20 protein-coding genes are annotated in these 24,180 nt (G+C 45.4%); 3 read left to right on the plus strand and 17 right to left on the minus strand.

The features are described from left to right. Positions 1-111: 111 nt before the first annotated feature. From nifE to RIM23_RS18805, 10 genes are all read right to left on the minus strand, one after another. On the minus strand, positions 112-1,479 hold the full coding sequence (gene nifE, locus RIM23_RS18760) for a nitrogenase iron-molybdenum cofactor biosynthesis protein NifE (RefSeq protein WP_446368657.1): 1,368 nt from the start codon (positions 1,477-1,479) through the stop codon (positions 112-114). Between the two features lie 530 nt (positions 1,480-2,009). Beyond that, on the minus strand, positions 2,010-2,315 hold the full coding sequence (locus RIM23_RS18765; protein ID WP_446356365.1) for a (2Fe-2S) ferredoxin domain-containing protein: 306 nt from the start codon (positions 2,313-2,315) through the stop codon (positions 2,010-2,012). Between the two features lie 136 nt (positions 2,316-2,451). Then, positions 2,452-3,828, minus strand: coding sequence for a nitrogenase molybdenum-iron protein subunit beta (gene nifK / locus RIM23_RS18770; RefSeq protein ID WP_446368658.1), 1,377 nt, complete (start codon positions 3,826-3,828; stop codon positions 2,452-2,454). 167 nt (positions 3,829-3,995) lie between these two features. After that, positions 3,996-5,615: a nitrogenase molybdenum-iron protein alpha chain gene (gene nifD / locus RIM23_RS18775; protein ID WP_446368722.1), complete on the minus strand. Its 1,620-nt coding sequence runs from the start codon at positions 5,613-5,615 to the stop codon at positions 3,996-3,998. A gap of 172 nt (positions 5,616-5,787) precedes the next feature. Beyond that, positions 5,788-6,183 (minus strand): P-II family nitrogen regulator, encoded by a 396-nt coding sequence (locus RIM23_RS18780; RefSeq protein WP_446368659.1) that lies wholly within the window; start codon positions 6,181-6,183, stop codon positions 5,788-5,790. Positions 6,184-6,299: 116 nt separating this feature from the next. After that, the gene (locus tag RIM23_RS18785; RefSeq protein ID WP_446356373.1) at positions 6,300-6,659 is read right to left on the minus strand and encodes a P-II family nitrogen regulator; all 360 of its coding nucleotides are present in this window, start codon (positions 6,657-6,659) and stop codon (positions 6,300-6,302) included. A gap of 92 nt (positions 6,660-6,751) precedes the next feature. After that, complete coding sequence (nifH, locus tag RIM23_RS18790; RefSeq protein WP_446356375.1) at positions 6,752-7,576, minus strand: nitrogenase iron protein; 825 nt, start codon at positions 7,574-7,576, stop codon at positions 6,752-6,754. A 632-nt stretch (positions 7,577-8,208) separates the two neighbouring features. Then, positions 8,209-9,171 (minus strand): Fe-S cluster assembly protein NifU, encoded by a 963-nt coding sequence (gene nifU, locus RIM23_RS18795; protein WP_446368660.1) that lies wholly within the window; start codon positions 9,169-9,171, stop codon positions 8,209-8,211. A 176-nt stretch (positions 9,172-9,347) separates the two neighbouring features. Beyond that, positions 9,348-10,574 (minus strand): cysteine desulfurase NifS, encoded by a 1,227-nt coding sequence (gene nifS, locus RIM23_RS18800; RefSeq protein ID WP_446368661.1) that lies wholly within the window; start codon positions 10,572-10,574, stop codon positions 9,348-9,350. Between the two features lie 152 nt (positions 10,575-10,726). After that, the gene (locus RIM23_RS18805; RefSeq protein WP_446368662.1) at positions 10,727-11,197 is read right to left on the minus strand and encodes a NifB/NifX family molybdenum-iron cluster-binding protein; all 471 of its coding nucleotides are present in this window, start codon (positions 11,195-11,197) and stop codon (positions 10,727-10,729) included. An 820-nt stretch (positions 11,198-12,017) separates the two neighbouring features. On the opposite strand from RIM23_RS18805, the gene cysE reads away from it, so the two are divergent. Next, positions 12,018-12,821 (plus strand): serine O-acetyltransferase, encoded by an 804-nt coding sequence (cysE, locus tag RIM23_RS18810; RefSeq protein ID WP_446368663.1) that lies wholly within the window; start codon positions 12,018-12,020, stop codon positions 12,819-12,821. A gap of 45 nt (positions 12,822-12,866) precedes the next feature. On the opposite strand, the gene ruvA is transcribed toward cysE, so the two are convergent. After that, complete coding sequence (gene ruvA, locus RIM23_RS18815; RefSeq protein WP_446368664.1) at positions 12,867-13,499, minus strand: Holliday junction branch migration protein RuvA; 633 nt, start codon at positions 13,497-13,499, stop codon at positions 12,867-12,869. Positions 13,500-13,551: 52 nt separating this feature from the next. On the opposite strand from ruvA, the gene RIM23_RS18820 reads away from it, so the two are divergent. Next, positions 13,552-13,689 carry a hypothetical protein gene (locus RIM23_RS18820; protein WP_446368665.1) on the plus strand — a complete coding sequence of 46 codons (138 nt, stop codon included), beginning with the start codon at positions 13,552-13,554 and terminating at the stop codon, positions 13,687-13,689. Here RIM23_RS18820 and RIM23_RS18825 read toward each other — a convergent pair. From RIM23_RS18825 to RIM23_RS18840, 4 genes are all read right to left on the minus strand, one after another. Further along, complete coding sequence (locus tag RIM23_RS18825; protein ID WP_446368666.1) at positions 13,654-14,406, minus strand: sucrose-phosphate phosphatase; 753 nt, start codon at positions 14,404-14,406, stop codon at positions 13,654-13,656. The genes RIM23_RS18820 and RIM23_RS18825 overlap by 36 nt on opposite strands. 75 nt (positions 14,407-14,481) lie before the next feature. Continuing rightward, positions 14,482-17,154, minus strand: a complete 2,673-nt coding sequence (locus RIM23_RS18830; protein WP_446368667.1) for a P-loop ATPase, Sll1717 family — start codon at positions 17,152-17,154, stop codon at positions 14,482-14,484. Further along, positions 17,151-17,597 carry a hypothetical protein gene (locus RIM23_RS18835; protein WP_446368668.1) on the minus strand — a complete coding sequence of 149 codons (447 nt, stop codon included), beginning with the start codon at positions 17,595-17,597 and terminating at the stop codon, positions 17,151-17,153. Before RIM23_RS18835 ends, RIM23_RS18830 begins: the two co-directional genes overlap by 4 nt. Before the next feature lie 60 nt (positions 17,598-17,657). Continuing rightward, entirely contained in the window at positions 17,658-17,882 is a 225-nt protein-coding gene (locus tag RIM23_RS18840) for a HepT-like ribonuclease domain-containing protein (RefSeq protein ID WP_446368669.1), read from the minus strand. 151 nt (positions 17,883-18,033) lie between these two features. On the opposite strand from RIM23_RS18840, the gene RIM23_RS18845 reads away from it, so the two are divergent. Then, a complete protein-coding gene (locus tag RIM23_RS18845; RefSeq protein WP_446368670.1) occupies positions 18,034-18,843 on the plus strand; it encodes a Uma2 family endonuclease in 810 nt (269 codons plus the stop codon). A 381-nt stretch (positions 18,844-19,224) separates the two neighbouring features. On the opposite strand, the gene RIM23_RS18850 is transcribed toward RIM23_RS18845, so the two are convergent. Together RIM23_RS18850 and bchH are read right to left on the minus strand one after the other, a co-directional pair. Beyond that, positions 19,225-20,070, minus strand: coding sequence for a DUF928 domain-containing protein (locus RIM23_RS18850; protein ID WP_446368671.1), 846 nt, complete (start codon positions 20,068-20,070; stop codon positions 19,225-19,227). 107 nt (positions 20,071-20,177) lie between these two features. After that, positions 20,178-24,128, minus strand: coding sequence for a magnesium chelatase subunit H (gene bchH / locus RIM23_RS18855; RefSeq protein WP_446368672.1), 3,951 nt, complete (start codon positions 24,126-24,128; stop codon positions 20,178-20,180). Between the last annotated feature and the right edge of the window lie 52 nt (positions 24,129-24,180).

A 24,180-nucleotide genomic window follows, 5' to 3' on the forward strand; every position in this document is an offset into this window, starting at 1 on the left:
AATTAGGTAATGGTTTATCATTTCAATCCTGGAATAATGGTGCGTTACACTTCGCTAACACACCCGACAACTAACTTACATCTTTCAACCCGTTTTAACGGGTTTAAGCTTTTAGCCTGAACTTGAGTTCAAGGCTTGATTTTTGCGCGGTACGAATCTCCATACCGGAGACATGACGGTGCTATGTACTTCTTTGGCAAAATTAACCATTCCCACAAACCCTTCTAACGCTTCTTTACGTTCGTGGTTGTGGTCGCAAAACCCTAGCCCTAATTTATAGGCAATGGGTCGTTCTTTTACTCCACCGACAAAGATATCAACATCTTTTTCTTTTAAAAATGCTGATAGTTCTAAGGGGTTAGAATCATCAACAATAATTGTGCCTTCATCTGTGACTTCGTGGAGTTCTCGGTAGTCTTCGCTGGTTCCCGTTTGCGAACCAACCATAACCACATCCATGCCTAAAAGTCGGAACGCTTTAACTAAGGAAAAAGCTTTGAACGCACCGCCAACATAAATCGCCGCTTTTTTACCTTGCAAGTCTTTGCGGTACTCTTGCAATTTAGTATACAACAGCGTTAATTCTTCCCGCACTAATTCTTGAGCGCGTTTGAGAATTTCTGGGTCATCCTCAAAGAATCGGGCAACTTTATACAAGGCTTCCGCCATGTCTTCTACGCCAAAATAAGATACTCGCAGAAAAGGAGTCCCATACTTCTCCTTCATCATCTTGGCTAAGTCCATCGTCGCCCCAGAACACTGAACCACGTTGAGTGCAGCGCCGTGCGATCGCGCAATATCCCCCACTCTACCATCCCCTGTGATGTTGGCAACAACCTGGATACCCATGCGTTCAAAATATTCACGGATAATCCAAATTTCTCCGGCTAAATTAAAATCGCCCAAAATATTAATACTGCGGGGAGAAATTCCGGTAGTATCCCCTGTACCGACTAAGCGAAACATGGCAGTACAAGCAGCATTATATCCCGCCCGTTTGTTGCCCTTAAATCCTTCTGATTTCACCGGAATTACCGGGATATTTTTTTCTTGGCTAACTCGCTTACAAATCGCTTCTAAATCATCGCCAATAATGCCCACTATACAGGTAGAATAAACAAACGCTGCATTGGGGTGATGTCGGTCAATCAGTTCCGTTAACGCCTGATAAAGTTTTTTCTCACCACCAAAGATAACATCGCGTTCTTGTAAGTCAGTGGAAAAACTCAACCGATGCAATTCAGGACCCGATGAAAGCGCCCCGCGAATATCCCACGTATACGCCGCGCACCCGATAGGTCCATGAACTAAATGAACCGCATCAGCGATGGGGTATAAAACGACGCGAGAACCACAAAAGACGCAAGCCCGTTGGCTAACTGCACCAGCAAGGCTGTCTTTATTACATTCCAGGTCAAATGGTTGGTTTCCCTTGCGGTGAATTTGCTTTTCACGTTCTTGGAAAATAACAGGTTCCATATCGTCAGGCTCAAAAACGTTGTACAAAAATACTTTTAGAAGAAGTGAAAAAGGCGAGGTAAGCCCCGACACCCGCCAAGAACTCAAGTTCTTGGCTTATAGCTCAAGTCGTCTTTAGACGACTGGAATTCTGGGGAACATGTCACCTTGGGTCTTTGTGGAGGGGCGACTGTTGGCATCAAGTAACAATTGTATCCATTCAATTGACTCGTGTCGCCCTTGACTAATCCTTTCTTTGAAATGTTCTAGAATTCTGAGTGAGTCGTCTTTAGACGACTTTCGCTTTTAGCCTTGGGTTTGAACCCAAGGCGGTTTAAGACTGGAATTCTGGGGAACATGTCACCTTGGGTCTTTGTGGAGGGGCGACTGTTGGCATCAAGTAACAACTGTATCCATTCAATTGACTCGTGTCGCCCTTGACTAATCCTTTCTTTGAAATGTTCTAGAATTCTGAGCGAGTCGTCTTTAGACGACTTTCGCTTTTAGCCTTGGGTTTGAACCCAAGGCGGTTTAAGGCGAGTGGTTGAGATTTAACTAACAAACAGATAATCCTCTGCGGGTTTGCCTTCTTCTAAGGCGTCGAGGATTTCGTCAATTGCTTCTTCGTCAACATTGCCGTACCAGTAATTGTCTGGGTAAACCATCATCACGGGTCCGTTGTTGCACAGATTCATGCATCCAGTTGGAGAAACAAGAGCGTCTAAACCGCGATCGGTGATTTCTGATTCGAGATACTGGATTAAAGTAGTAGAATCCTTTTTCTGACAAACTCCTTTAGCGTCGCCATTAGCTCTAAAGCTGGAACAAACGAAGATATGGTGTTCAGGTTTCTGCATGATAAACCCCCTTAAAAAGGATAAAAAATTAAGGATGATTTTTGAGTTTTTAAGGAATAACTCAAACCTTGGGTTTAGGCGGGTTTAGTCTCATCAGGGTGACAACATAAGATAAGAGTTAAACCCGCCCCTACCTCTAGCGAACCAATTCAAACAGCTCATCGGGAGCATCCCGGTCTAGGCGTTCGAGTAAGGTGTTGCAAATATTAGAAAGCAGGTAGATACCGCCCCAGTAGCAGGCTGTGGGGAAATAACTGTGACCGACGCGATCTAAAATGGGGAAACCGAAGCGCACGATCGGAATATCTTCATCACGACCGATATACTTGCCGTATTCATTACCCAAAAGCAAATCGACGGGCTCATTCTTAATCAGTTGATGCAGGTAGAATAAGTCGGCATTGGCAGCGACAACAGCATCAGGCACTGTATCCTTGAGGATATCTTTGACCCGTTCTTCAAAGCGCTTACCAACCGGACTACCGGTAATCACGTAAACAGGTAACATACCGCAGTCTACGAGGAACTCAGTCGCTGAAAGAACTTGGTCAGGGTCACCATATACCGCAACCCGCTTACGATACAGGTACTGCTGCATATCCGTCATCACATCCACCAAACGTCCCCGGTCATCATTGAGCGACTCAGGTGGCGTAATATCACTGAATTCAATCAACGCTTGGACAAAGCGGTCAGTGGCGCGAAGACCGATGGGTAAGTCCAGGACACGAGACGGAACTTGGCACTTGTTTTGCAGTGCGGTAGCGGCGGCTTCAGAGGTAAAATTACCCAAGGCTAATGTGGCGGTGCTATTTCCCGTGTCGATTAAATCGGGAATTTGCGTACCTCCTTTCGGGTACATCTGAAAATCGCCAGTTTTCGGCGTATCCACCACATCCGAGGTATCGGGGAAGACAATCGCTTCAATACCCATTTGGGTCAGCAACTGCTTAACCGCCCGCACATCAGAGGGTTCGACATAGCCAGGAATAATGTTGAGCTTGTTATTCGGCGTATCGGTTTTCGCAGATAAATAGGTCACCATCGCCTTGGTCATATTTGACCAGCCCGTGATATGAGAACCGACGTAGCTGGGAGTATTGGCGTGAATGACGTATTTTCCTTCTGGAACTGCCCCAGATTCACGGGCTTGGCGGATAAATGTGGGTAAATCATCGCCAATGGTTTCAGATAAGCAAGTGGTACTAACCGCCACCATATCCGGATTGTACACGGTAAAAATAGTGCTCAGGGCTTGCTTGAGGTTCGCACCACCGCCGAACACAGACGAACCCTCGGTAAAGGCGCTAGTTGCTGCCATGATGGGTTCTCTGTAGTGGCGTGTCAGGTGAGATTTGTGGAATGAACAGCAGCCTTGGGAACCGTGGGAGTTTGGCAAGCAGCTGTGAATCCCTAAGGCGGCGTACATTGCACCAATGGGCTGACAAGTCTTGGCAGGATTGATTCGTAGCGCCTTGCGTTCAACGATTTCTTTAGGGGTTGCTTCTAACATAATTTTGGTTCTCCTTTGTGGGGATTGAGTAAGTGTTGAGTATGTAGGGGCGGGTTTCACGATTAACGTTGCTTGTTCAACCCAGATGTAACTAAACCCGCCCTGCTCGCAAGAATTCACTGATAACTTTCTTGCTCTCAGACGCTAAAAGCGCGTCTGGAACATGGCTAGCTCTGCCAGGGAGCTTTAACTAGCTTCCAAGTGGGGTTGTTAATCCGCATGTCGATATCTTTGGCGAAATTAACTGCACCTTGGAATCCGGCAAACGGACCGCCGTAATCGTAGTTGTGAAGTTGCTTACAAGGAACGCCAAACTTCTCAATTACATACTTGTCCTTAATCCCGGAACCGACGATATCGGGCTTGAGGCGCTTGATGAGAGTTTCTAGCTCATGATGGGAGATGTCATCAATCATCAATGTATCTTCACCCATCTCCGAAATCATCCCCTCGTACCGATTGAGGAACCCTTCTTCTTTAAGCTGCTCCACCCATGCCGGGTCAGCAGTTAGTTTGTAGCGTTCGGGGTCTTTTTCGACATGCAACTCTTCGATGTTGCGGGAGTCGGCGTCTACTTTCAACGGTAGGACTTGACGACCTTCGTAGTCATCCCGGTGGGCGAACTCATAGCCGGCGGCAATGGTTTTGATGCCCAAGTCAGCAAACAAATCTTGGTAGTGGTGAGCGCGAGAACCGCCCACAAACAGAATCGCACTCTTGCCTTGCAACCGTTCCCGAATCGGTGCAATTTCCGCTTCTGCGGCAGCCACCTCTTCGGTAATCACCTCTTCAATGCGCTGGGTGAGTGCCTCATCATTAAAGAATCGGGCAACCTTACGCAAGGACTTGGCAAAAGCTTGAACGCCGATGAAGCTGACCTTCGTCCAAGGAACCCCAAACTTGGTCTCCATCATCTCCGCCATGTAGTTAATTGAGCGGTGACACATGACTAAGTTAAACTTAGCTAAATGGGCTTTTGTTGCTGCATCGTAAGTGCCGTCACCACTAAATGTGGCAATCACTTTAATCCCACACTTCTCAAGCACCCGCTCAATTTCATAGGAATCGCCGCCGATGTTGTACTCACCCAAAAGGTTGACGGTGAAGCCTTCAATTTCTTCGTCTTCTGCTTCGCCTTCACCAACCCAATTTTTAAAGAAGCCATTGTTAGCAATGTGGTGACCCGCAGACTGGGAAACGCCTTTATATCCTTCGCAGTTAAAGGCGACAACCGAAATGCCGAGTTCTTCGGTCATCTCTTTGGCAACGGTTTGAATATCGTCACCAATTAACCCGACTGGACAGGTGGCTGTGATGGTAATTGCATTGGGCTTGAAGATGTCATAGCCTTCCTGAACTGCCTGACGCAGCTTTTTGACACCGCCGAAGACAATATCAGAGTCCTGCATGTCAGTGGTGACGCAGTAGCTCATGTAATTCTTGCCATCTTCACGAGTCCGATACTGATTACGCCGTGTCATCCAGGTGTAGTACGAACAGCCCACGGGTCCGTGAACAATGTGAAGCACATCACCAAACGGACCAACAACCACCCCTTTACATCCGGCAAAGGCACAGTGTCTGGTGTTGAGAATGCCAGGAACCGTCCGCACATTAGCCTGAATTTCCTGTCCTTCGATGGACGGGTCCCGCATAACGATATGCTTTGCCCGTTTTCTGGCAACTTTGGCTGGGTAGGGCGCCACCATCTCTTTGGTAACGTCTTTCGGGTCTACTGTATACGTCGCCTTTTCTAATTTTAAGGTATCTGAATCATGGGGAGTCATAATCGTTTTCTCCTGTCTTAATTGCTTTTTTGGAAGGGCGGATTCAATCAAGTTATCGATAAAACCCGCCCCTACATCGGGAGTTCCCAGACGTGCCATGGCGTAGTTCCCAGACGTGCCATGGCGTAGTTCCCAGACGTGCCATGGCACGTCTCTACATGGCTGGGAAACCTTAGCCCGTCATTTCATCAATTGCGACTAAACCTGTTTCTTGGGTTCTAACTCGGACACTATCGTCAACGGGCAAAACAAAGATTTTTCCATCTCCTGGGTTACCGGTTTGATTCGCTTCAATCAGGGCGTCAACCACTTGCTGAACGTTGTCATCGGGAACAACCAGACTGAGCATCCGTTTGGGAATTAAACGGTGTCCTTTAGCCAGGAGGGGCAGCAAATCACTGCTATCTTGGGGATTTTCGTTAATTGCTTTTACCAACTGAAAGTCCACAGGCTGCCTGCCTCGACCGACCACTTTCACCGCTGTCACTGAAGGAAAACCAGCTTTACTTAATGCTTCTTTCGTCTGGTTAATTTTGTTCATCCTGATGACAGCAAGAACTTCTTTCATAACCTTCAACACCGAGATTTAGTCTCGTGCCTCCTAACATAAACCGGGGAGTTCTCTTGTAGAAACCGTTATTAACGATTTCTACAAGAACAATGGATACAAAATGGGTCTCATTTTTAGCGCGTAGCCAGCGCAGGTTCTTTCTTACTCGAATCGGCTTTGCCGGAGCTGATGGTGTAGACTTCTTCCACAGGACTAACAAATATCTTGCCGTCTCCTGCTGCTCCTTCTGCTCCCGTGCGAGCGCTGCCTAGAATTGCCCGAATCACAAACTCTTTTTCGGCATCGGGAACCACCACCATCAAAAGAACTTTAGGCAGTTCATCGTAAAGCACGTTGCCAATCTTTAGACCCCGTTGTTTGCCTCGACCAAAGACATCAACTTTAGTAACGGCTGGATAACCGACGTCTAAGAGCGCTTGCATTACTTCGTCACTCTTTTCCGGTCGAATAATCGCTCTCACCATTATCGTCATGAGATGTTACCTCCAAACAATTGCGATTGTATTTCAGGGGTGGAAGGTATGGAATGTTTTATAACCTTCCACCTACAACACACACTGCATCTTTAACCGTACAAGCCGAACTTAACAAGTAGTTTTTCCAACTCGTCATTCTTCATGGGTGTTGGGATGACGTGATTAGTATTCTCGTCAATCGCTTTAGCTAAGCTGCGATAATGACCGGCTTGCTCGCAATCGGGGTCATATTCAATCACCGTCTTGCGGTTAAGTTCTGCCCGTTGAACCATATTGTCGCGGGGCAAGAAATAAATCATCTGAGTGCCGAGGGATTCAGCCAATGCTTCGATAAGTTCAGCTTCCAGATCAACTTTACGGCTGTTGCAAATCAAACCGCCTAAACGAACACCGCCAGATTCAGCGTATTTTTGAATGCCTCGGCAGATGTTATTGGCGGCATACATTGCCATCATTTCGCCAGAGGTAACGATGTAAATTTCTTGGGCTTTACCTTCCCGAATTGGCATGGCGAAACCGCCGCAAACTACGTCGCCTAATACGTCGTAGAAGGCATAGTCAAGACCTTCACTTTCGTCATAAGCGCCGAGTTGTTCGAGCATACTAATTGAGGTGATGATGCCTCGACCCGCACAGCCTACGCCCGGTTCTGGACCACCGGATTCTACGCAGAGGGTTTTGCCATATCCTTCTTTACGGATTTCGTCGAGATCGACGTCGTCGCCTTCTTCGCGCAAGGTATCTAACACACTCTTTTGGTGCAAACCACCGAGCAACAAGCGAGTAGAGTCTGCTTTGGGGTCACAACCAACGATCATGATTTTGCGACCCAGTTCGACAAGTCCAGCCACTGTATTTTGTGTGGTTGTGGATTTACCGATTCCACCTTTACCGTAAATAGCAATCTTCCTCATTTCAGACCTCCATTAGGATCAATTATTTGATGGATCGATTTTATTTCGACCGACAAAATTAACTTTTAATTGAAGTGAATTCGGCAACATTTTTATATGTAAATATCCGAAAGCTTCAAGTTAATCAGGAAAACATTGAACTTTTATCCTGGTAGCCTTTTTTGTTTTCCTGATGATTTAATCATAGAAGTCAACTCAAGCTATAAAAGTGTGCTTTGCTACAAAATCCGAAGTTTATTGGTTTAGTTTTTATTCGGTATTTTTCCGTTTGTAACAAAGTCTATATCTTTCTATGTGAACGATAAATTAATTGCTTATAGACAATTGATTTAAATCTTTATTTATTATTAAATAGTGACCATTAACACTGTTTTTAATTCAGGCTTATCAAGGTAAATGTTACTTATAGCAACCGCCATAGCGGTGAGGACACATCATTTGGTTCCAGACGTTGCAGGCAACGTCTCTACAACAGTTCCTTTGTCCTAATCGATGTGTCTACTGCTATATTTGTATAGTCAATCTGACCTGTTATAGGTCAAAAAAAACCTTGGCAATTTACCAAGGGTTATCACGGAGTTAAGTTAAAACCTGTTCAATCAGAAACTGAAGTCAAAAGTTACACATTAAATTTAAACAACGGCTTCAACAATAAGAGTAGGAGACACTCGTTCCTGAAGCCGCTTTTCGATCGCCATCTTGAGTGTAATCATCACACTGGGACAGCCATCGCACGATCCTTTGAGAACCACCTTGACGAGATCGCCCTCTACGTCATACAACTCCACATCGCCGCCGTCATAGGCTAATGTTGGACGCACTTCCGCCTCAAGTACCTGCTGAATCAAGGTAATTTTTTGCAAGTTCGTGAGTGTGCTAGGAGTTTTAGATCCTCCCTCGCCCGCATTTCTAGGGGAAGTAGATGGAGCGGATGGAGTAGCAGCGACAACGGAGGGTTGAGGAATCGGAGATGACAACGATACCGCTGTATTTAATTTCTGCTGTTCTTGAGTAACATCGATCACCAGATCATCGATATCTGCTAAACAAGACCCACACCCCCCACCGGCTTTAATGTAGTTGGTAACTTCTTCGGCGGTGGTGAGGTAATTTTCCCGAATCAGTCGCTTAATCTTGGCGGAACTGACACCGAAGCAACTACAAACCAGGGGACTTTCGTCCTCTTCCTCCGGTCTAACCGGAACCCCTTTATAATTAGAAATCGCCGCTTCCAGGGCTTCTTGACCCATCACCGAACAGTGCATCTTCTCCTGAGGTAAGCCACCCAAATAGCTAGCAATCTGGCGATTCGTCAGTCGCAAAGCGTCATCAACCGTCATCCCCTTAATCAGATCAGTCAGCGCCGAGGAAGACGCGATCGCACTCGCACAGCCAAAGGTTTGAAAACGGGCTTCTAGGATGGTATCGGTTGTAGTATCAATCCTCAGATACAAGCGCAACGCATCGCCACAAACAATACTGCCAATCTCACCAACCGCGATCGTTTCTGTCGTACCACAATCTTCAGTCGCGATCGCGCCCATATTGTGAGGATTATGAAACAAATCCATTACCTTGTCAGTGTAGTCCCACATCGCTTATTCTCCCGTCAGTTGTCTTATGTCGCAGAATGCTTGTAATCCTTTGGGGCGGGTTTAGTCATATCAAGGTGATAACCCAACGTTAGTAGTAAAACCCGCCCCTACAATTCCCACATCTTCCCCTGCTTCCCCTGCTCCCCCTGCTTCCCCTGCTCCCCCTGCTCCTCTGTTCATTGCACCGTCATAACGCCTCTACCCTTTTGTTCCCTGGCTGTCTGCAGCCAACCTTGTTCTTCGTCCGCTTCATTCTTGAAGGGGGAAATCGTTCGCAAACGTTCTACAATTGGTGGCATCACTTCCAACACCCGATCAATTTCCGCCGAGGTGGTATATCGGGACAAACTAAACCGAATCGAACCATGGAGAAGGGTATAAGGTAGTCCCATCGCCCGCAGTACATGAGACGGTTCTAATGATCCAGATGTGCAAGCAGAACCCGATGAGGCGCAGATACCGAAGCGATCCAGGGAAAGTAAAATCGCTTCGCCTTCAATGTACTTAAAACCGATATTCGTCGTATTCGGTAGCCGCATCGACGGATGACCATTAAGCTGACAATCGGAAATCCGACTCAGTAATCCTTGTTCCAAGCGATCGCGTAATTCCTTCACCTGGGTTACTTCTTCACTGACATGCTGGATTGCCAATTCCGCCGCTTTCCCCAGCCCAATAATTCCTGGAACATTGGGCGTACCCCCTCGGCGTCCCCGTTCTTGGTGCCCCCCAATTAACAGAGGACGGAAGCGCACACCTTTGCGAACATAAAGTACACCAATTCCTTTAGGCGCATGAAGTTTATGACCCGATAGAACCAAAAAATCAACAGTGCTCTCGCTCATATTCAAGGGAACTTTACCCACCGCCTGCACCGCATCAACGTGGAACAAAATGCCCCGTTCTTTAACAATTTGCCCAATCCGTTCAATCGGGAAAATCGTCCCCGTTTCATTATTGGCGCACATCACCGAAACCAAAGCTGTGTCGTCGGTGAGAGAGGCTTTAAGTTGCTTGAGGTCAATCAACCCTTTGCCATTAACAGGTAAATAAGTCACCCGATAGCCTTCTTTTTCCAGTCGTTTACAAAGACTATAAACCGCTGGATGTTCCACCGCCGTGGTAACAATGTGCTTCTTTTCCGGTTGAGTGATCAAAGCAGCGCGAATCGCAGCATTGTCCCCTTCAGTACCGCAACTGGTAAAAATAATTTCTGTTGGTTGAGCGCCCAATAATGCCGCAACTTTCTCTCGTGCTTGCTCTAAACTGCGGGATAATTGTCCCCCAAACGTGTGCATGCTGGAGGGATTTCCATAATATTCGCTCAGATAAGGTAGCATCTCCTCCAGCACAGCCTCATCTACACGGGTGGTGGCATTGTTATCTAAATAAATTACACTCATAGGTCTACCTATAAAACATCAGTCTCGCTTGATTGATCATGGCGGATTTAATGTAGGGGCGGGTTTGACTACTATCATTCAAGGTTGCACCCAGATATGAGTAAACCCGCCCCGACAAAGTTTTTGTCAAACATTATCGATAAAACCCACCCCTACACCATTTGATATTGCTCATAGAAGTCCAACACCACGTTTTCAATCACGTCATACGCCTCAACACATTCAATTCCCTTTGCCTGCAATTGTTCTTTGGGACAGTTACCAATCTTGGAAACCAATACGGCTTGGCAATCAGAAAGCGTTTGAATGATGTTGTCGAGTACCTCGGCTTCGCCATAACCGCCTTGGCAATAGGGAGTCACCAGACGACGATCAATACAACGCGCTTGTTCGCAATCGACTTCGTAAATCTCGAATTCTTTGGCATGACCGAAGTGTTGATTAACCAAGCCACCCCCTTTACTAGCAACAGCGACGCGGATTTTAGTCCGATTGGCGATAGAGGAGGTATGGCTCGTTCGAGTGGCTTGCAGGAATTCTTTAAACTGCTCCTTGCCAGTTTGTAGTTCCTGATGTCGTTTAAGGTCGTATTCTGATTTCATCTTCAGATTGTTGATTTTCATGAATTCCTTCCTCCTCCGGTGTCCGCCAATCGCCTTGTGGTTTTCAGGTGGTTGTCTAAGGAATTAGCAAATAAATGCACCCTTTAAACCCAACGCCAATAATTAAACAGTTAAGTATAAAGGACTTGATCGGTCATCCTTCATACTTTCATTAATTCCGGCGACATTGGTTTTTATAGCAGTTCTGTTTAAAAATGATGCTTTGTTCGATTCGGATTAAGATTTATTAGATTAATTAAGTATGAACTCATTACCCTAAAGTCTTAAGATAGGGGCATTTCAAATTTCTTTGGGGGTAGGGGTTCTAGTTTTTTGGGGATGGGGTGCAAGTATTTAAGGGGTGGGGCGCGAGGATTTTTGTACTCAAGCTCAAAGCCAATTGCAGTGACGGATTGAGCCAATTTTATTCGGTTATTTTTTTGAGTACAAAGCTGTACTCAAAACCCTTATCGGATTAATCTCCAGTTTGACCTTAAATCGAACTTCTGTATCTAAATTAGCATTTTTTGGATAAGTCTGCATTTCTATCGATTTTTTTTATAATTTCCCTGTTTTCTCATCACCTATCATCACTAATGGTAATGTTTTGAGTCCACAAATACTAGAACCTCGACCCAAAAATACTCGTATCCTGGACAAAAAATACGAGTACCCTTATCCCTACAGGACTTTGAAACGCCGATAAAATCAGAACCTAGAGCCTTGAGTACATGATTAATTAGAGGATAAATCTAACCCGTGGCTGATTTTCAAGTTAGCCATCATGCATCTGGTATAAGCAAAAAAAGTATAGATAAACTCCGTTCCAGGGGGGAACGCAATGCTACAGTCCACCACAAATTGCCCAATGACGCGATCGCAGCTTGCCACCCCGGTTAAATCGACGCCATCATCTCCCGTATCCCACCCACTCTCTAGAGTCAGAACGCCGTTTCAGGTGATCAAGCAAGGCTGGCAAACCCTCTTAACCGACTTTCAGATTATCTTTGAACGTGATCCAGCCGCCCGTAATCGGTTAGAGGTATTGGTTTGCTATCCCGGCTTACAGGCGCTGATTAGCCATCGCCTCGCCCATTGGCTGCATCGTCAGGGAGTGCCATTCCTTCCCCGCTTCATGTCTCAACTGGCGCGATTGTTCACCGGAATCGAAATTCATCCAGGGGCGGTGATGGGTAAGGGCGTATTCATTGATCATGGTATGGGCGTGGTAATTGGTGAAACCGCGATTGTTGGTGATTACTGTTTAATTTACCAAGGCGCAACGCTTGGGGGAACAGGTAAAGAAACTGGCAAACGCCATCCCACATTAGGGAAGAATGTGGTGGTGAGTGCAGGTGCAAAGGTATTAGGGAATATCCACATTGGCGATAATGTTCGCATTGGGGCGGGTTCCGTCGTGTTGCGAGATGTCCCCACCGATTGCACCGTGGTGGGAGTACCAGGGCGAATTGTACGTCAGTCGGGCAAACGCATTGATCCGTTAGAACATGGGCAACTTCCCGATACACAAGCAGCAGCGCTTCAGGTTTTACGCGATCGCATCACCGAACTCGAACAGCAATTGGAATCCTTGAGTAGGGGTTTGGTTACCAAACCCCTAGGGCGTGGTGAGGATGTCAAATAAGCTATTCGGCACAGGGTATTTGACCGGAAAGGATAACTCCTGCAGCTACTGACTTAACCATGCGATCGCGCGTCGAATCCATTCCTCGGCGTTGGGATTTTTCGCCAGCAGCGCATCCTGACTGATCGCATTCAGCGCCTGCGTAATTTCTGCGGTTTCATACCCTAGGGCTAATAGGGTCATTTCCACATCTTCTAAAATTGAGGGGGAGGGTCCCGTTGCACTCGTCGGCGTTTCTACACCTGCGAATTTTCGCCATTCGGATAACTTGGTTTTCAGTTCCAAGGCGATGCGTTCAGCGGTTTTGCTACCCACTCCAGGAGTTTTGGCTAAGGCGCGAGTATTCCCAGTGACAATGGCTTGAACCAGATTTTGCAGTCCCAGGGTATCGATAAGCGCGATCGCTAATTGTGCGCCAATACCACTCACACTCACCAACTGGCGAAATAAATCCCGTTCTGCGGCGGATGCGAAGCCATAGAGGATTTGTTGGTCTTCCCGGATTTGCAGGTGAGTAAAGACTTGTACCACTTGTTCCGATCCGATCTGAACTTCTTGAGATAGCTGTCGAGTAATTTGCACCTCATACCCAATTTGGTTAACCTCTAAAATCAGAGTAACTCGATTCCCATTCCCTTTCTGAATCGTCGCGACTGTTCCTTTGAGATAACTAATCATTAATTATAAGTATCCAAATTTAGACTGACCGTTACATCAGTAGAGACGCGCCATGGCGCGTCTCTACACTGTCGCCATGGCGCGTCTCTACACCATGGCGCGTCTCTACACTGTTGGCGATCTTCCCTGTTACCTCTTCTCCTATCCCCAATTCCTAAGCCAGAAATCCAAAATGATACAGACCTTCTAATATACCATCTGCATAATGTGCCTGAGCGAAATAATGGTAATCTTTTTTGTTCTCCTCATACCATTGACGCAGTTCGGGTCTAGCATTTCCCACAATAATACCCCGTTCTTCCCCAGCACTAAATAGAGCGATATCATTGCCCGAATCACCACAGACGACTGTTTTTGTGGCGTCCATGTCCCATTTTTGCCGCAGGAATTGTAAGGCTAAACCTTTATCCCCCTTTTGAGGCAGAATGTCTAAGTCTTGACCTCCACTATAGATTACCTTGACATCTAACCCTTTTTCTTTTAAAGAGGATTCAAGACGGGGCAAAAGTTCTGAGGAAATTTCTTCACTTAGCACATAACTGGCTTTAAACGGACGCTGTTCGGTGTCAGGTTGAGGAACTAAGTCAGAATAGTGGGCAGCTATAGCCACAACTGCGTCCCGATTCCACCCCTGTGACAGCACATCCGCCCATTCTTGATCAACGATTTCTTCCTGAGGATCGAAGCAAATTTCGGTGCCAACTGAGGTAATCAGCGCATCCGGTGACAATAGGGACTTTTCTCTCGTCAGTTTCCGGTAGAGGGCAGGCGATCGCCCCGTACTATACACGATTTTAGTCCCGTGTTCCTGGCGATGCTGCTCTAAGTGCTGATTAAGTTCCTTGAGGGCAGCGTCATCGCCGATTAGGGTGTTGTCTAAGTCGGTTACGAATAAAAATGCAGTCATCACAATCTTGTGGATGATTAGAGTTTGCACCTGCATTATTTCGCATAAGTGTGGGATTAGCCAAATTAAGCAATATTAACGCTGTCCTTTGCGAACCATATTCAATCCATACAGGTACAGTTCAGCAACCGCATAGACACGAGGCGGCGGATCATTGGGACGAGAACGTTCTGTGAGAATACCAGCTTCTATCATATCCCTGATAGTTTCCGTTAATTCGTTATCCTCCAGTTTCCAAATTTCCCCTAGTCTCTCTTCATCAATCGGAGAACGTTCAGTTCGTAATCTATCCAGATAGACTTGAAGTTCAGGATACTCGTTGCGGACTTCATCAACACGTTGTTCTGAAACATAGGGAAAAGAATCAATCAAAGCTTTGGGGCGCAAGACTATCTCTTTACTATACTCTGTAGAGAAATCTTTTTCCCGTTTGACTGCTTCTTGTAACAACAATACTAAACTTCTAGGAAAACAGTTCTTTTGACCGTCAGCAATACGAGTCCGCACCCAATTATAAGTATACGCTTTTTTCGTCCGACCCATCCGCTCACCCCATAGAGGATACAAGCTAGTCCGAAGTTGTTCTAGCTCAATGGCATTTAGTCGTTCCACTGTTACCCCCAATTTTTGCTCCAAAAATTCGCTGAGAGTAGCCGAACTGGTTAAGGCTTGGCGTAGCACAAGTCTCCAGAGGTCAGCCTCATCCCAACGGAGTTGGAGTGATCGCCCAGTGTAATGCCCTTTGTTGGTAAAGTTAAGTTGATTCCAAATATCTTCCCGTAAAAATATTTTAGGGACAATACATCTGAGACTTGTCCCACTCTCCAGCCACCAAGCCAGTAACGCTTCAAGTGCTTGTTTGCGACGAACATAGTCTTTTTTAGTCGAACCAAAACCAGCATCTAACTCATCATAAAGCAGCCATACGACCTCTTTATTCTTTTGCAACCAGCGGTCAATCGCTCGTAATTCATCAGCCGCTTGCGACCCAGCTTGTGGAGATTGAGTTCGATGGACTAACCACTCAACGATTGGAGAATGGGGAGGGTTGTCTTGATCTACTAATTCAACTAACTGTTGATCTAATTCAGGGAGTGAACGTATTTCTGGTATAGAATAACACAGTTGCAACAGAGCATAGTTTAGCCAAAAAATTGACCAACTATGCTCACCCACTTGTTGCTCATAACTCGCCAAATCATTACTTTCTAGGATGGGTCCAGGTAATCTCGGTTGACCATGGGCGGCTAAAAACTTAACATTGCTTAAATTAACCTCAGAATGGGCTAATTCTTTCGCTTTTTGGGCTTGTTCGACAAACAGACGAAACAGCAAACTTTTTCCAGTCCCCTTAGCCCCCTGAATTAACCAGTTTTTGTTGCTCAAAAATTTTGGAAAATCTTCAGTGCGGTGAAATATATTTGGTATATTATCTGCCTCTATTTCTTGGGCGGTTGCTGCATCAAAGCTTAATTCATTTAAAATATCTTCACGTTTTTCTGAAGTTTCATCTTTTTCTAGTTCAGGCTTTACATCAGGTAGACTTGCATCAATAGCATCAGCAATTGGCAAATAATTATTCAGTAAATTTCTAGAAATATCAATTAAACTGGATGAAATTGTAATGCTCGGATTATAGGGAATTTCATAGTAAAGTTCTCCCACAGTCATTTCACTCGGTAAACCCCAGTTTTCCTCAATCCAATCTTCAACCCTAGTGATCCAAGTTTGACGCTGTTCTGGTGCAACTAGAGGCATAGGCGTAAGCAGAAAGCGAAGATCAGGTTTTCCTTTATAGTCACGGTGTTTCCGCACCCCTTTCACAACCCAGCGTAATCCTTCAAAACTCTGGTCTGTGGGTGAAAAGCACAGGATACCCGTATCAGCGAGATCAAAAAGTGCGATCGCACTGGTATCATTAAATCCAGGACGTGCATCAATCAAAATGACATCTGGGTTTAACTGAGTTTTGATATCTTCCATAAGCTGATTAACTGGATTCCTTTCACCTTGATAGAATTTTTCAAAAGTGTGCCGATCTAGATCAGCTAACCGATGAATATAATTTTCATTATACTCTCCCACTGGTACTAAAAACAGTTCACCACGAGTGGGTAAGTTGATGGGATAGACACAACTCTCAATGGGAGGAATATTCTGATCAGGAGTCAAATAGCGTTGGTGCAAGTAATCCAGTACCCCGTATATTTCTCCATTGAACGTTTCTGTATCTGAGCGAAACATAATCGAAATTCCTGGGGCTTCTAGGTCAAAATCGACCATAACAACTCGACGATTACGCCTTGCCAATATACTGGCGACTAAGCCGAGAGCAGTAGAACGTCCTACACCTCCCTTGAATGAGTAAAAAGTAACAATCAAAGGACGCTTAGGACTATCTTCATCGATCTGAATCGGTTGGTCAGATTCTGGAGCCATTAAAATGTCTGACCACAGTGGTAATTGGATAGTATCTGAAGGTTTTTCTGTTGCTTCTTGGGGAGTTAACAACTCATAGCCAGCAATGGGGTATTGACCCAAATCAGTATTAATAGCCTCTAAAAAAGAATCAATTTTTTGTTCGCGCCATTCTAAGGGATGGTTGGCAAACAAATGAGTCATAACTCTAATTTTCAGCCATCCTAGTGAAGTTGGCTTTATTTTTACCTGGGCATCGGGATCTTCAAGCTTTAAATTTTTAATAAGATGCTCTTCAATCTGTTGATAAAATTGAGTTGAATGGGTCATGATGTTTCCCTTTGTTGATCTAATATAAACCGATGTAATAAGGTTACAGCTTGGATAAAGCGTTGACTCTCCTTCTCATCTCCCATTTTCTCAGAATAGCGTAATGAATCGTTACGCCAGATGGATGAAACTGTATTCCAGGCATCTCGATAATGATTAGTACGATCTAATTCTATCGCACGTTGTAATGGAGGTACTTTTTCCAACAACTTACTCAGACTATGTAATTCTGAACCAGATAGTCCCTGTTTAAATACACGAGTCTCTTTAAAGTTAGTTTTTCCCTCGCAGTCACAAATAAGAGATTTGAGAGAGCATTCAATGGCATAGCCTCCCAAGTAAATAGAACCTGTCCAACGCCCTTGGTTATGTAACACTTGAGCATCTTCAAACCGACGCCGAGAAGCACCAAGCTGGCAACGTCTATCATAAGTATCGGGCAAGTGATAGTCCTCCGATATAATTGAGCAGTATTTTCCTAGGAAATAATGACTATTTTATGACTATTTTATCTCTGGTGTTAAAGATGAGATCAACGGTTCCAATTGAGTAATCAGCGTTGCAATATCGGAAGTCACTACAGACCAAAGCTGTTCTAACTCAATATTATCATATTGATGAGCAATGACATTCCGTTGTCCGATAATATCACTCCAGGGGATTTCCGGATGTGCTTGACGGAAATCATCTGACATTCGTCTCGCCGCTTCGCCTAGAATTTCTAACATACCTCAACCTTTGGGCTAATTATCGTCATTTTGTTTGTCCTAAGGGCTGAACGCTTAGATTCTATAATAGAAGGCTCCAATGCTCCAAGGCAGAGAGACGGCAAAAAGAAATTACTTGAGGAAATGACCAGCCATGCTACAGTGACAACAGATGCGCGTACCTACTGTTTCTATGTCCCTCTCCACCTCGGTTCCCATCATCTATCCCGAAAGTGACGGTCAACCCTTGGCAGATAATACCATCCAATTTCGCCTAATTGTCACGATTCAAGGTGGCATTGATGCGCTGTTTATTGACAATCCTAAAGTTTTTGTTGCTGGAGATTTGTTCTGGTATCCGGTGGAAGGGGAACCTTGGATTAGACAAGCTCCGGATGTGATGGTGGTTATGGGACGCCCCAAGGGAGATAGACGTTCCTATAAGCAATGGGAAGAAGAAAATATTCCTCCCCAAGTTGTCTTCGAGATTGTCTCTAAAAGCAATACCCGGCAAGAATTAGAAGGAGCCAAGCGGCGATTTTACGAACGCTATGGCGTAGAGGAATATTATCTCTTCAATCCGGACAAAGGTATCCTCAAAGGATGGCGACGGGACAGGGAAGTCGAACTCTTACAACCCATTCCCCAGATGTTAGGCTGGGTAAGTCCCCGTCTGGGAATTCGATTTGAAGTCGTAGACGGAGAGTTACAGTTATATCGACCCGATGGTGAGCGATTTGTTACTTATTTAGAAAGTATTGAGTATCGAAAGTTGGAGCGACAACGAGCTGAACAAGAGCGACAACGAGCCGAACAAGAGGGACAACGGGCTGAACAAGAGCGACAACGAGCCGAACAAGCAGAACAGGCGCAACGAGAGGCTATCCCGAAGCTATTGGCAATGGGTTTGAGTGTAGAACAAATCGCTGAAGTGTTGTCGTTACCTGTTGAAACTGTGCGTGTTGTGGCAAGGATTAAATAGAGATTGCTGAATTAGTGTTGTGGTGAGGGGAAGATTGGGAAGATGGGGAGACGCAGAACTGACTTTTCATGGTATAGCAGTAGACACATCGATTAGGACAAACGAACTGTTGTAGAGACGTTGCATGCAACGTCTCTACCATAAGATGCGTCCTAACCGCTATGGCGATTGCTATATTTTGGTGCAACATGAGTGTGAATAGTGTAGGGGCGGGTTTCACCACTATCTTTTCGGTTGCACCCAGATGTAACTAAACCCGCCCCGACTCAGGTTTTTAGACTGATGCAGCAAGCCCTAATAAAGGGCGCACGTCGGTGCGCCCCTACAATGTTAATCCATTTTGCTTAATCGACTATTTGTTAGTTTTATGCGTTCTTGAGTTTAGCTAAGTGCAGATAGAAAGGTATACGCTTCCAACTCGACTGATTTAAGCAATTTGTTCCAGGCATCGGCTACATCTTGATCATCGGGACGTTCACGCCGTAGTTCGATTAAAGTATCTACAGTCTCGTACCAAATTCGTTCTTTAGTGTAGAAAGCCAAACGTTCTTCCGGAGTCGCCTGTGCTAGAAAACGTTTATCTATTGAATTAAGTTGGACTCGTTCAATAGCTCCATCTATATAAATATCACCTGAGGGATCATCCCGCTGACATAATATTCGTAAAGTCCAGCGATATTGTTGACCAATTTCTAAGGGAGGAAGTAGTGGAGGACGGGTAGCCCCGCCAGGAAGCGTTAAGCTGATGATACCAGGAGTGCCTACTGCTATTTGGACTTCATCACCATCGGAATTTTCTTCTGTGTAATGAGTAAAGGCATACTTAGTCGAGTAAACTTCTTGATTACTGGCATCCTTCAACCTAAGTTCTATTCCCCAAGCGTTTGCCTGGGGTATATACCCAAATAAAGTTGGATACTCGGCAACTGTTTTACCGATTCCAGATAGCGGAACTAAGGTTGTCGCAGGAGTTCCGCGAGGGAAAACGCAACCACCACACGGTCCTACGCCTTGTCGATAATCGAGACGAACATCATTGTTTGAATCAGTCGCAGGTACAACTTCCCATTGCTCAGGAATCAGGCTACTAAGTGGCGGAGATTCGGACTGGGCTTGTACCTTAACTGGTAATTTTATGGCTAACCCCAAGGTTAAAGCTAAAGTCAGTAAAACGAATACGACTATTCGGAAGCGGGGTAAGCGGAGGAAGCGAGTTATAATCGACATCTTTCTATTATTTTTGTTGTATTTTATACCTATCGAGGCAAATTTACTGGCACTCAGTAAATCTTTAATTGTCCGTAAATATTGTACTTTAAAGTAGGTGGACACAATTAAACCGTCACCCCCTCTAATTCCTCATCCGTCAACTCATACAACGCCTGCAACTTCTGTAACTTTTCCTCACTCGCTTGCCAAAATCCTCGTCCATTTGCCTCCAACATCCGGGCGACAATATTCCGAAATGCCTCAGGATTTGCCTGTCTTAACCTCTCTGCCATTTCTGCATCTAAGGCATAGGTATCTGCTGCTTGATCATACACCCAATCATCTGTAAAATCTGCGGTTCCACCCCAACCAATTAACGCTGTCATCCGTTGGGAGATTTCATAAGCACCACCTGAACCCTGACTCGCCATCGCTTCTGCCCATTTAGGATTCAGTAACTTAGTGCGATATTCTAACCGCAGTAAGTCATCTAATTTGCGCGGGGTTGTATCTTTAGAAAAGCTTTCCACAAAACTGGCACTCACTTTCTTCCCCCGTTTTTTCTCAGCCGCTTTTTTCAATCCCCCAGTATTGGCATAATATTCCTGAATATCGGTTAAACCGTATTCCACGGAGTCAATTTCCTGAACTACCTGGCTCGTTGTTTTTAATAGCTGAGTCAGAACTTCTGGACGCGCTTGTCCTTTATCTTGACGCCCATAACTAAATGAATTGCGACTTTCCCAAGTTTTGCCTAATTCCTCTCCCGATTCCCAGTTTCCATCCGTCACTTGGTCATTGACTAAGGAACCAAAATCACCAGCCGGGTTAGAAAATAATCGGGCGGAATTATTCTGGATTCCTTGTGCTTGTAAGGCTAAAGCATGTTTACGGATAAAATTCTGGTCTTCCGGTTCCTCAGCCGCCGCCGCCCGCTTAAATAAATCATCCAGTAATTCAATAATATTCACAAAACTATCCCGGAAAATACCTGATAGATTTGCCAATACATCAATTCTGGGATGTCCCACGTCTGCTAAGGGTTTTAACTCATAGCGGACAATTCGTCCCGTTCCTTCTTTAATCGGTTCAGCGCCCACTAATTCGAGTAGGATTCCTAAGGATTCACCTTTGGTTTTAATCGCATCTAATCCCCATAACATAACCGCCACAGTTTCCGGATAGTCTCCCTGTTCTTGAATATGTTGGGCGATAATTTTTTGGGCAATTTCTCGTCCTCGCTGATATGCCCCTGGTGAGGGCATCCGATAGGGGTCTAAGGCATGAATATTTCGTCCTGTAGGTAATACGCCTACACCATCTCGTAATAAGTCGCCACCCGGTGCTGGGGGAATGTATTCTCCATTTAATCCCCGTAATAGGTTGGTCAGTTCATCCGTGTTTTGCCGTAATAAATGGGCAATAGATTCTATTTCAGTGGCAATGGATTCTGAATTGCCATTTTTATCCTTAACCAGAGATGTCGCCGATGATTGAGTGGTTTGAGCATCTCCTATTTTATCTATTACCTCCTTATTTAAATCCGCTGCACCATTATCGCCAAAATAAGCGTTTAAATAGCTAGCCAACGCTTCTGAGTTCGGGGGTTCTCCCAAAGTATGTAATCCGGATGAAAATAGGCGTTGTTCTACGACTTGTAAGTATTCATACAACTTGACCAGATAATGATTAAATGCATCAGCACTGAACAAGCGCACATTATCTGGTGTGAAAGGAATGCCTAATTTTTTAGCTTCATCAAAGGGACAATCGGCGTCTAAGCCACTGTCCACAATTTTCTGACAAATGTCAGGTTTCAGGGCATAATTCTTTTCCGGGTCTTCCCGATACTCAGCAATTAAATCTCGCAACGCGAGTAATTCTTTATATAATCCCGCTCGACCATAAGGGGGTACATTATGGGAAATCAGTACGCCATATCCGCGCCGTTTTGCTAAAATAGATTCTGAGGGATTATTGGCAGCATATATATAGAGATTGGGGATATCACCCAGCAAAATATCTGACCAGGAATAACCCGTATTGCCTAAAGGAGAACCCGGTAACCATTCCACGGTGCCATGCATGCCAAAGTGAACCACTGCATGAGGTTTAAACTCATGTTGTAGCCATTTATAGAAGGCGGCATATTGAGGATGAGGGGTCATATCTCGTTCAAACATTAACCGCATCGGGTCACCTGAAATACCTAAGGGGGGTTGTACGCCTATCCAAATATTTCCTAATTGAATTCCGCCAATTTGGAAGTCATCCCCGTAGGTTTTAATTCCGGTTCCGGTGAGGGATTTCCACTGCTTTTCGATGCGAGTGGTGAAGAGGTAGCCGAGCCATTTTTCTAGGGTTTTAACGTTGACGGAGTTTGGCGTTAAATCATCATGACTAATCGCTTCATCGGCTTCTTTAACCCGACGGATAAGTTCTTCGCCATCGTCAGGTAACTCGCCAACAGTATAGCCTTGCTGCTTTAGGGCGTGGAGGACTTTCAGGAGCGATCGCGGTACATTGAGTAAAGCTGCTGTTCCTGTCGCCCCATATCCGGGCGGGAAACCATAGAGAATGATGGCAATTTTCCGTTCTGAGGCGGGTGTCTTTCTCAGTTCAATCCAACGCTTCAGACGCCCAGTCAGGCGTTTGACTCGTTCGGGAATCAGATAAATATCCTCTCCCACCAATCCCCCCAAGGGAACCGTGTCAATTGCCCCATCTAATTCCGGTAATGCATATAATACCACCGATTGCAAGCCGCCAATTCCTTGTCGCGTCCAAGAGTGAATATCCTGAATCAGTAAAGGTGCGGCGACAATATAGGGAACATTTTTCGCCGTGAGGATGCGTTTTGCCACCTCCACTTGACGCCCTGCTTCCATAGAACCGGCCGGTCCTCCGACTAATGGAAAGCCAATTGTAGAAACAATGGCGTCAACTTCTACAGCTTCTTTGGATAAAGAAGGTGTGTCAATTGTACCCAATTTTCGTCGGGCAGTTTCATCCACTGATGTCAGCCAGTCTCGCACCGCCACATGTCCTTCCACACCATTAATAAAGATAGGAACGGGGATTAATCCAGCATTCTCAAACTGGCGAATCAATTGAGGAATATACGGTTGTTTAGAGACAACATGCTTGCGGTAGAGGAGAATACCGACAACGGGAAGAGATCCCCCCCAGTTCCCAGGAGAAATCGAAGCGAAGCCTCCGCTAGTTTCCCCCTTACTTTTCACGGGATCGGGGAAACCTCTCTCCAAACCTCTCTCCTGCAAGGAGAGAGGCTTTGAGGCTCCCCCTTCTGTGCCAAAAAAGCGAAGCATCTGCTGGCTTCCCCCTTTCAAAGGGGGACGGGAGGGGGATTCAAAGGGAGATGAAGAGGAAGAGTTATTTTGATTCTGCCGATACCACTCCAGATACTGCCGTGGCGAGGTAAAATACCCGTCATAATCGGGATGTAATAAACCCATATTTGGGGTTTCGACTGGGGGTGGAATGTCTCCAACTTGTAATCCCAAATATTTTTCAGCGAGTACCCAAAACATTGAAGCGACGTTTTCGGAACCGCCAGCATTCCAATAACCGTAGATAATCAGCCAGTTGCGTAAATCCTGAACTTTTTTCGCCGGAATATATTTCAGCAGCTTAGGACCTGTCTTCAAAAAGCTGATATAACCCGCCAGTTTATCTTCTTCTCGTCCATTGCTAAATTTATCCAGAATAAACTTAATCGGCTTGGGCATTCCTTTGGGCTTATCACCAATTTTAAACGCCCCTAGCTGAGTCAAACTCATTAATTCTAGGGCGGATTCAAAGACAAGGCGGATGGGGATATGTTGAGTTCTCTCCCGCAGCCATAATACTTGGTCATAATCAAACAGCAGACTTGCGAAGAAGACATCCGCATCCTGGAGGGCGGCGGTGACGATATCCGGTTCTGTGCTCAAGGATTGGTCGCTAAATACGCGAATATCTAAGTCTGGACAGCGTTTAGTCGCCCAATCAGCCGCTTGGCGATACAAGTCGGCGTTGAATGATTCAAACCCAGCAATTAAGACGATGCGTTTCATAGTCCCCAGCCCTAAAAGTTTCTGTATACTTCAATCTTAGTGTTGCATCTAG

This window comes from Coleofasciculus sp. G3-WIS-01 (genome assembly GCF_040223135.1).
In the GTDB taxonomy this organism is placed as follows: Bacteria; Cyanobacteriota; Cyanobacteriia; order Cyanobacteriales; family Coleofasciculaceae; genus Coleofasciculus.

Bases quoted from the DNA above. Each gene is read 5' to 3' on its own strand.
- RIM23_RS18825 (WP_446368666.1), bottom strand. From the start codon at position 14,406: ATGACTGCATTTTTATTCGTAACCGACTTAGACAACACCCTAATCGGC.
- nifK (WP_446368658.1), bottom strand. From the start codon at position 3,828: ATGTTAGAAGCAACCCCTAAAGAAATCGTTGAACGCAAGGCGCTACGA.
- RIM23_RS18840 (WP_446368669.1), bottom strand. From the start codon at position 17,882: ATGTTAGAAATTCTAGGCGAAGCGGCGAGACGAATGTCAGATGATTTC.
- nifD (WP_446368722.1), bottom strand. From the start codon at position 5,615: ATGACTCCCCATGATTCAGATACCTTAAAATTAGAAAAGGCGACGTAT.
- RIM23_RS18805 (WP_446368662.1), bottom strand. From the start codon at position 11,197: ATGAAAATCAACAATCTGAAGATGAAATCAGAATACGACCTTAAACGA.
- RIM23_RS18765 (WP_446356365.1), bottom strand. From the start codon at position 2,315: ATGCAGAAACCTGAACACCATATCTTCGTTTGTTCCAGCTTTAGAGCT.
- RIM23_RS18845 (WP_446368670.1), top strand. From the start codon at position 18,034: ATGCGCGTACCTACTGTTTCTATGTCCCTCTCCACCTCGGTTCCCATC.
- nifS (WP_446368661.1), bottom strand. From the start codon at position 10,574: ATGAGTGTAATTTATTTAGATAACAATGCCACCACCCGTGTAGATGAG.
- bchH (WP_446368672.1), bottom strand. From the start codon at position 24,128: ATGAAACGCATCGTCTTAATTGCTGGGTTTGAATCATTCAACGCCGAC.
- RIM23_RS18785 (WP_446356373.1), bottom strand. From the start codon at position 6,659: ATGACGATAATGGTGAGAGCGATTATTCGACCGGAAAAGAGTGACGAA.
- RIM23_RS18820 (WP_446368665.1), top strand. From the start codon at position 13,552: ATGGCGCGTCTCTACACTGTCGCCATGGCGCGTCTCTACACCATGGCG.
- nifE (WP_446368657.1), bottom strand. From the start codon at position 1,479: ATGGAACCTGTTATTTTCCAAGAACGTGAAAAGCAAATTCACCGCAAG.
- RIM23_RS18780 (WP_446368659.1), bottom strand. From the start codon at position 6,183: ATGAAAGAAGTTCTTGCTGTCATCAGGATGAACAAAATTAACCAGACG.
- cysE (WP_446368663.1), top strand. From the start codon at position 12,018: ATGCTACAGTCCACCACAAATTGCCCAATGACGCGATCGCAGCTTGCC.
- ruvA (WP_446368664.1), bottom strand. From the start codon at position 13,499: ATGATTAGTTATCTCAAAGGAACAGTCGCGACGATTCAGAAAGGGAAT.
- nifU (WP_446368660.1), bottom strand. From the start codon at position 9,171: ATGTGGGACTACACTGACAAGGTAATGGATTTGTTTCATAATCCTCAC.
- RIM23_RS18850 (WP_446368671.1), bottom strand. From the start codon at position 20,070: ATGTCGATTATAACTCGCTTCCTCCGCTTACCCCGCTTCCGAATAGTC.
- nifH (WP_446356375.1), bottom strand. From the start codon at position 7,576: ATGAGGAAGATTGCTATTTACGGTAAAGGTGGAATCGGTAAATCCACA.
- RIM23_RS18830 (WP_446368667.1), bottom strand. From the start codon at position 17,154: ATGACCCATTCAACTCAATTTTATCAACAGATTGAAGAGCATCTTATT.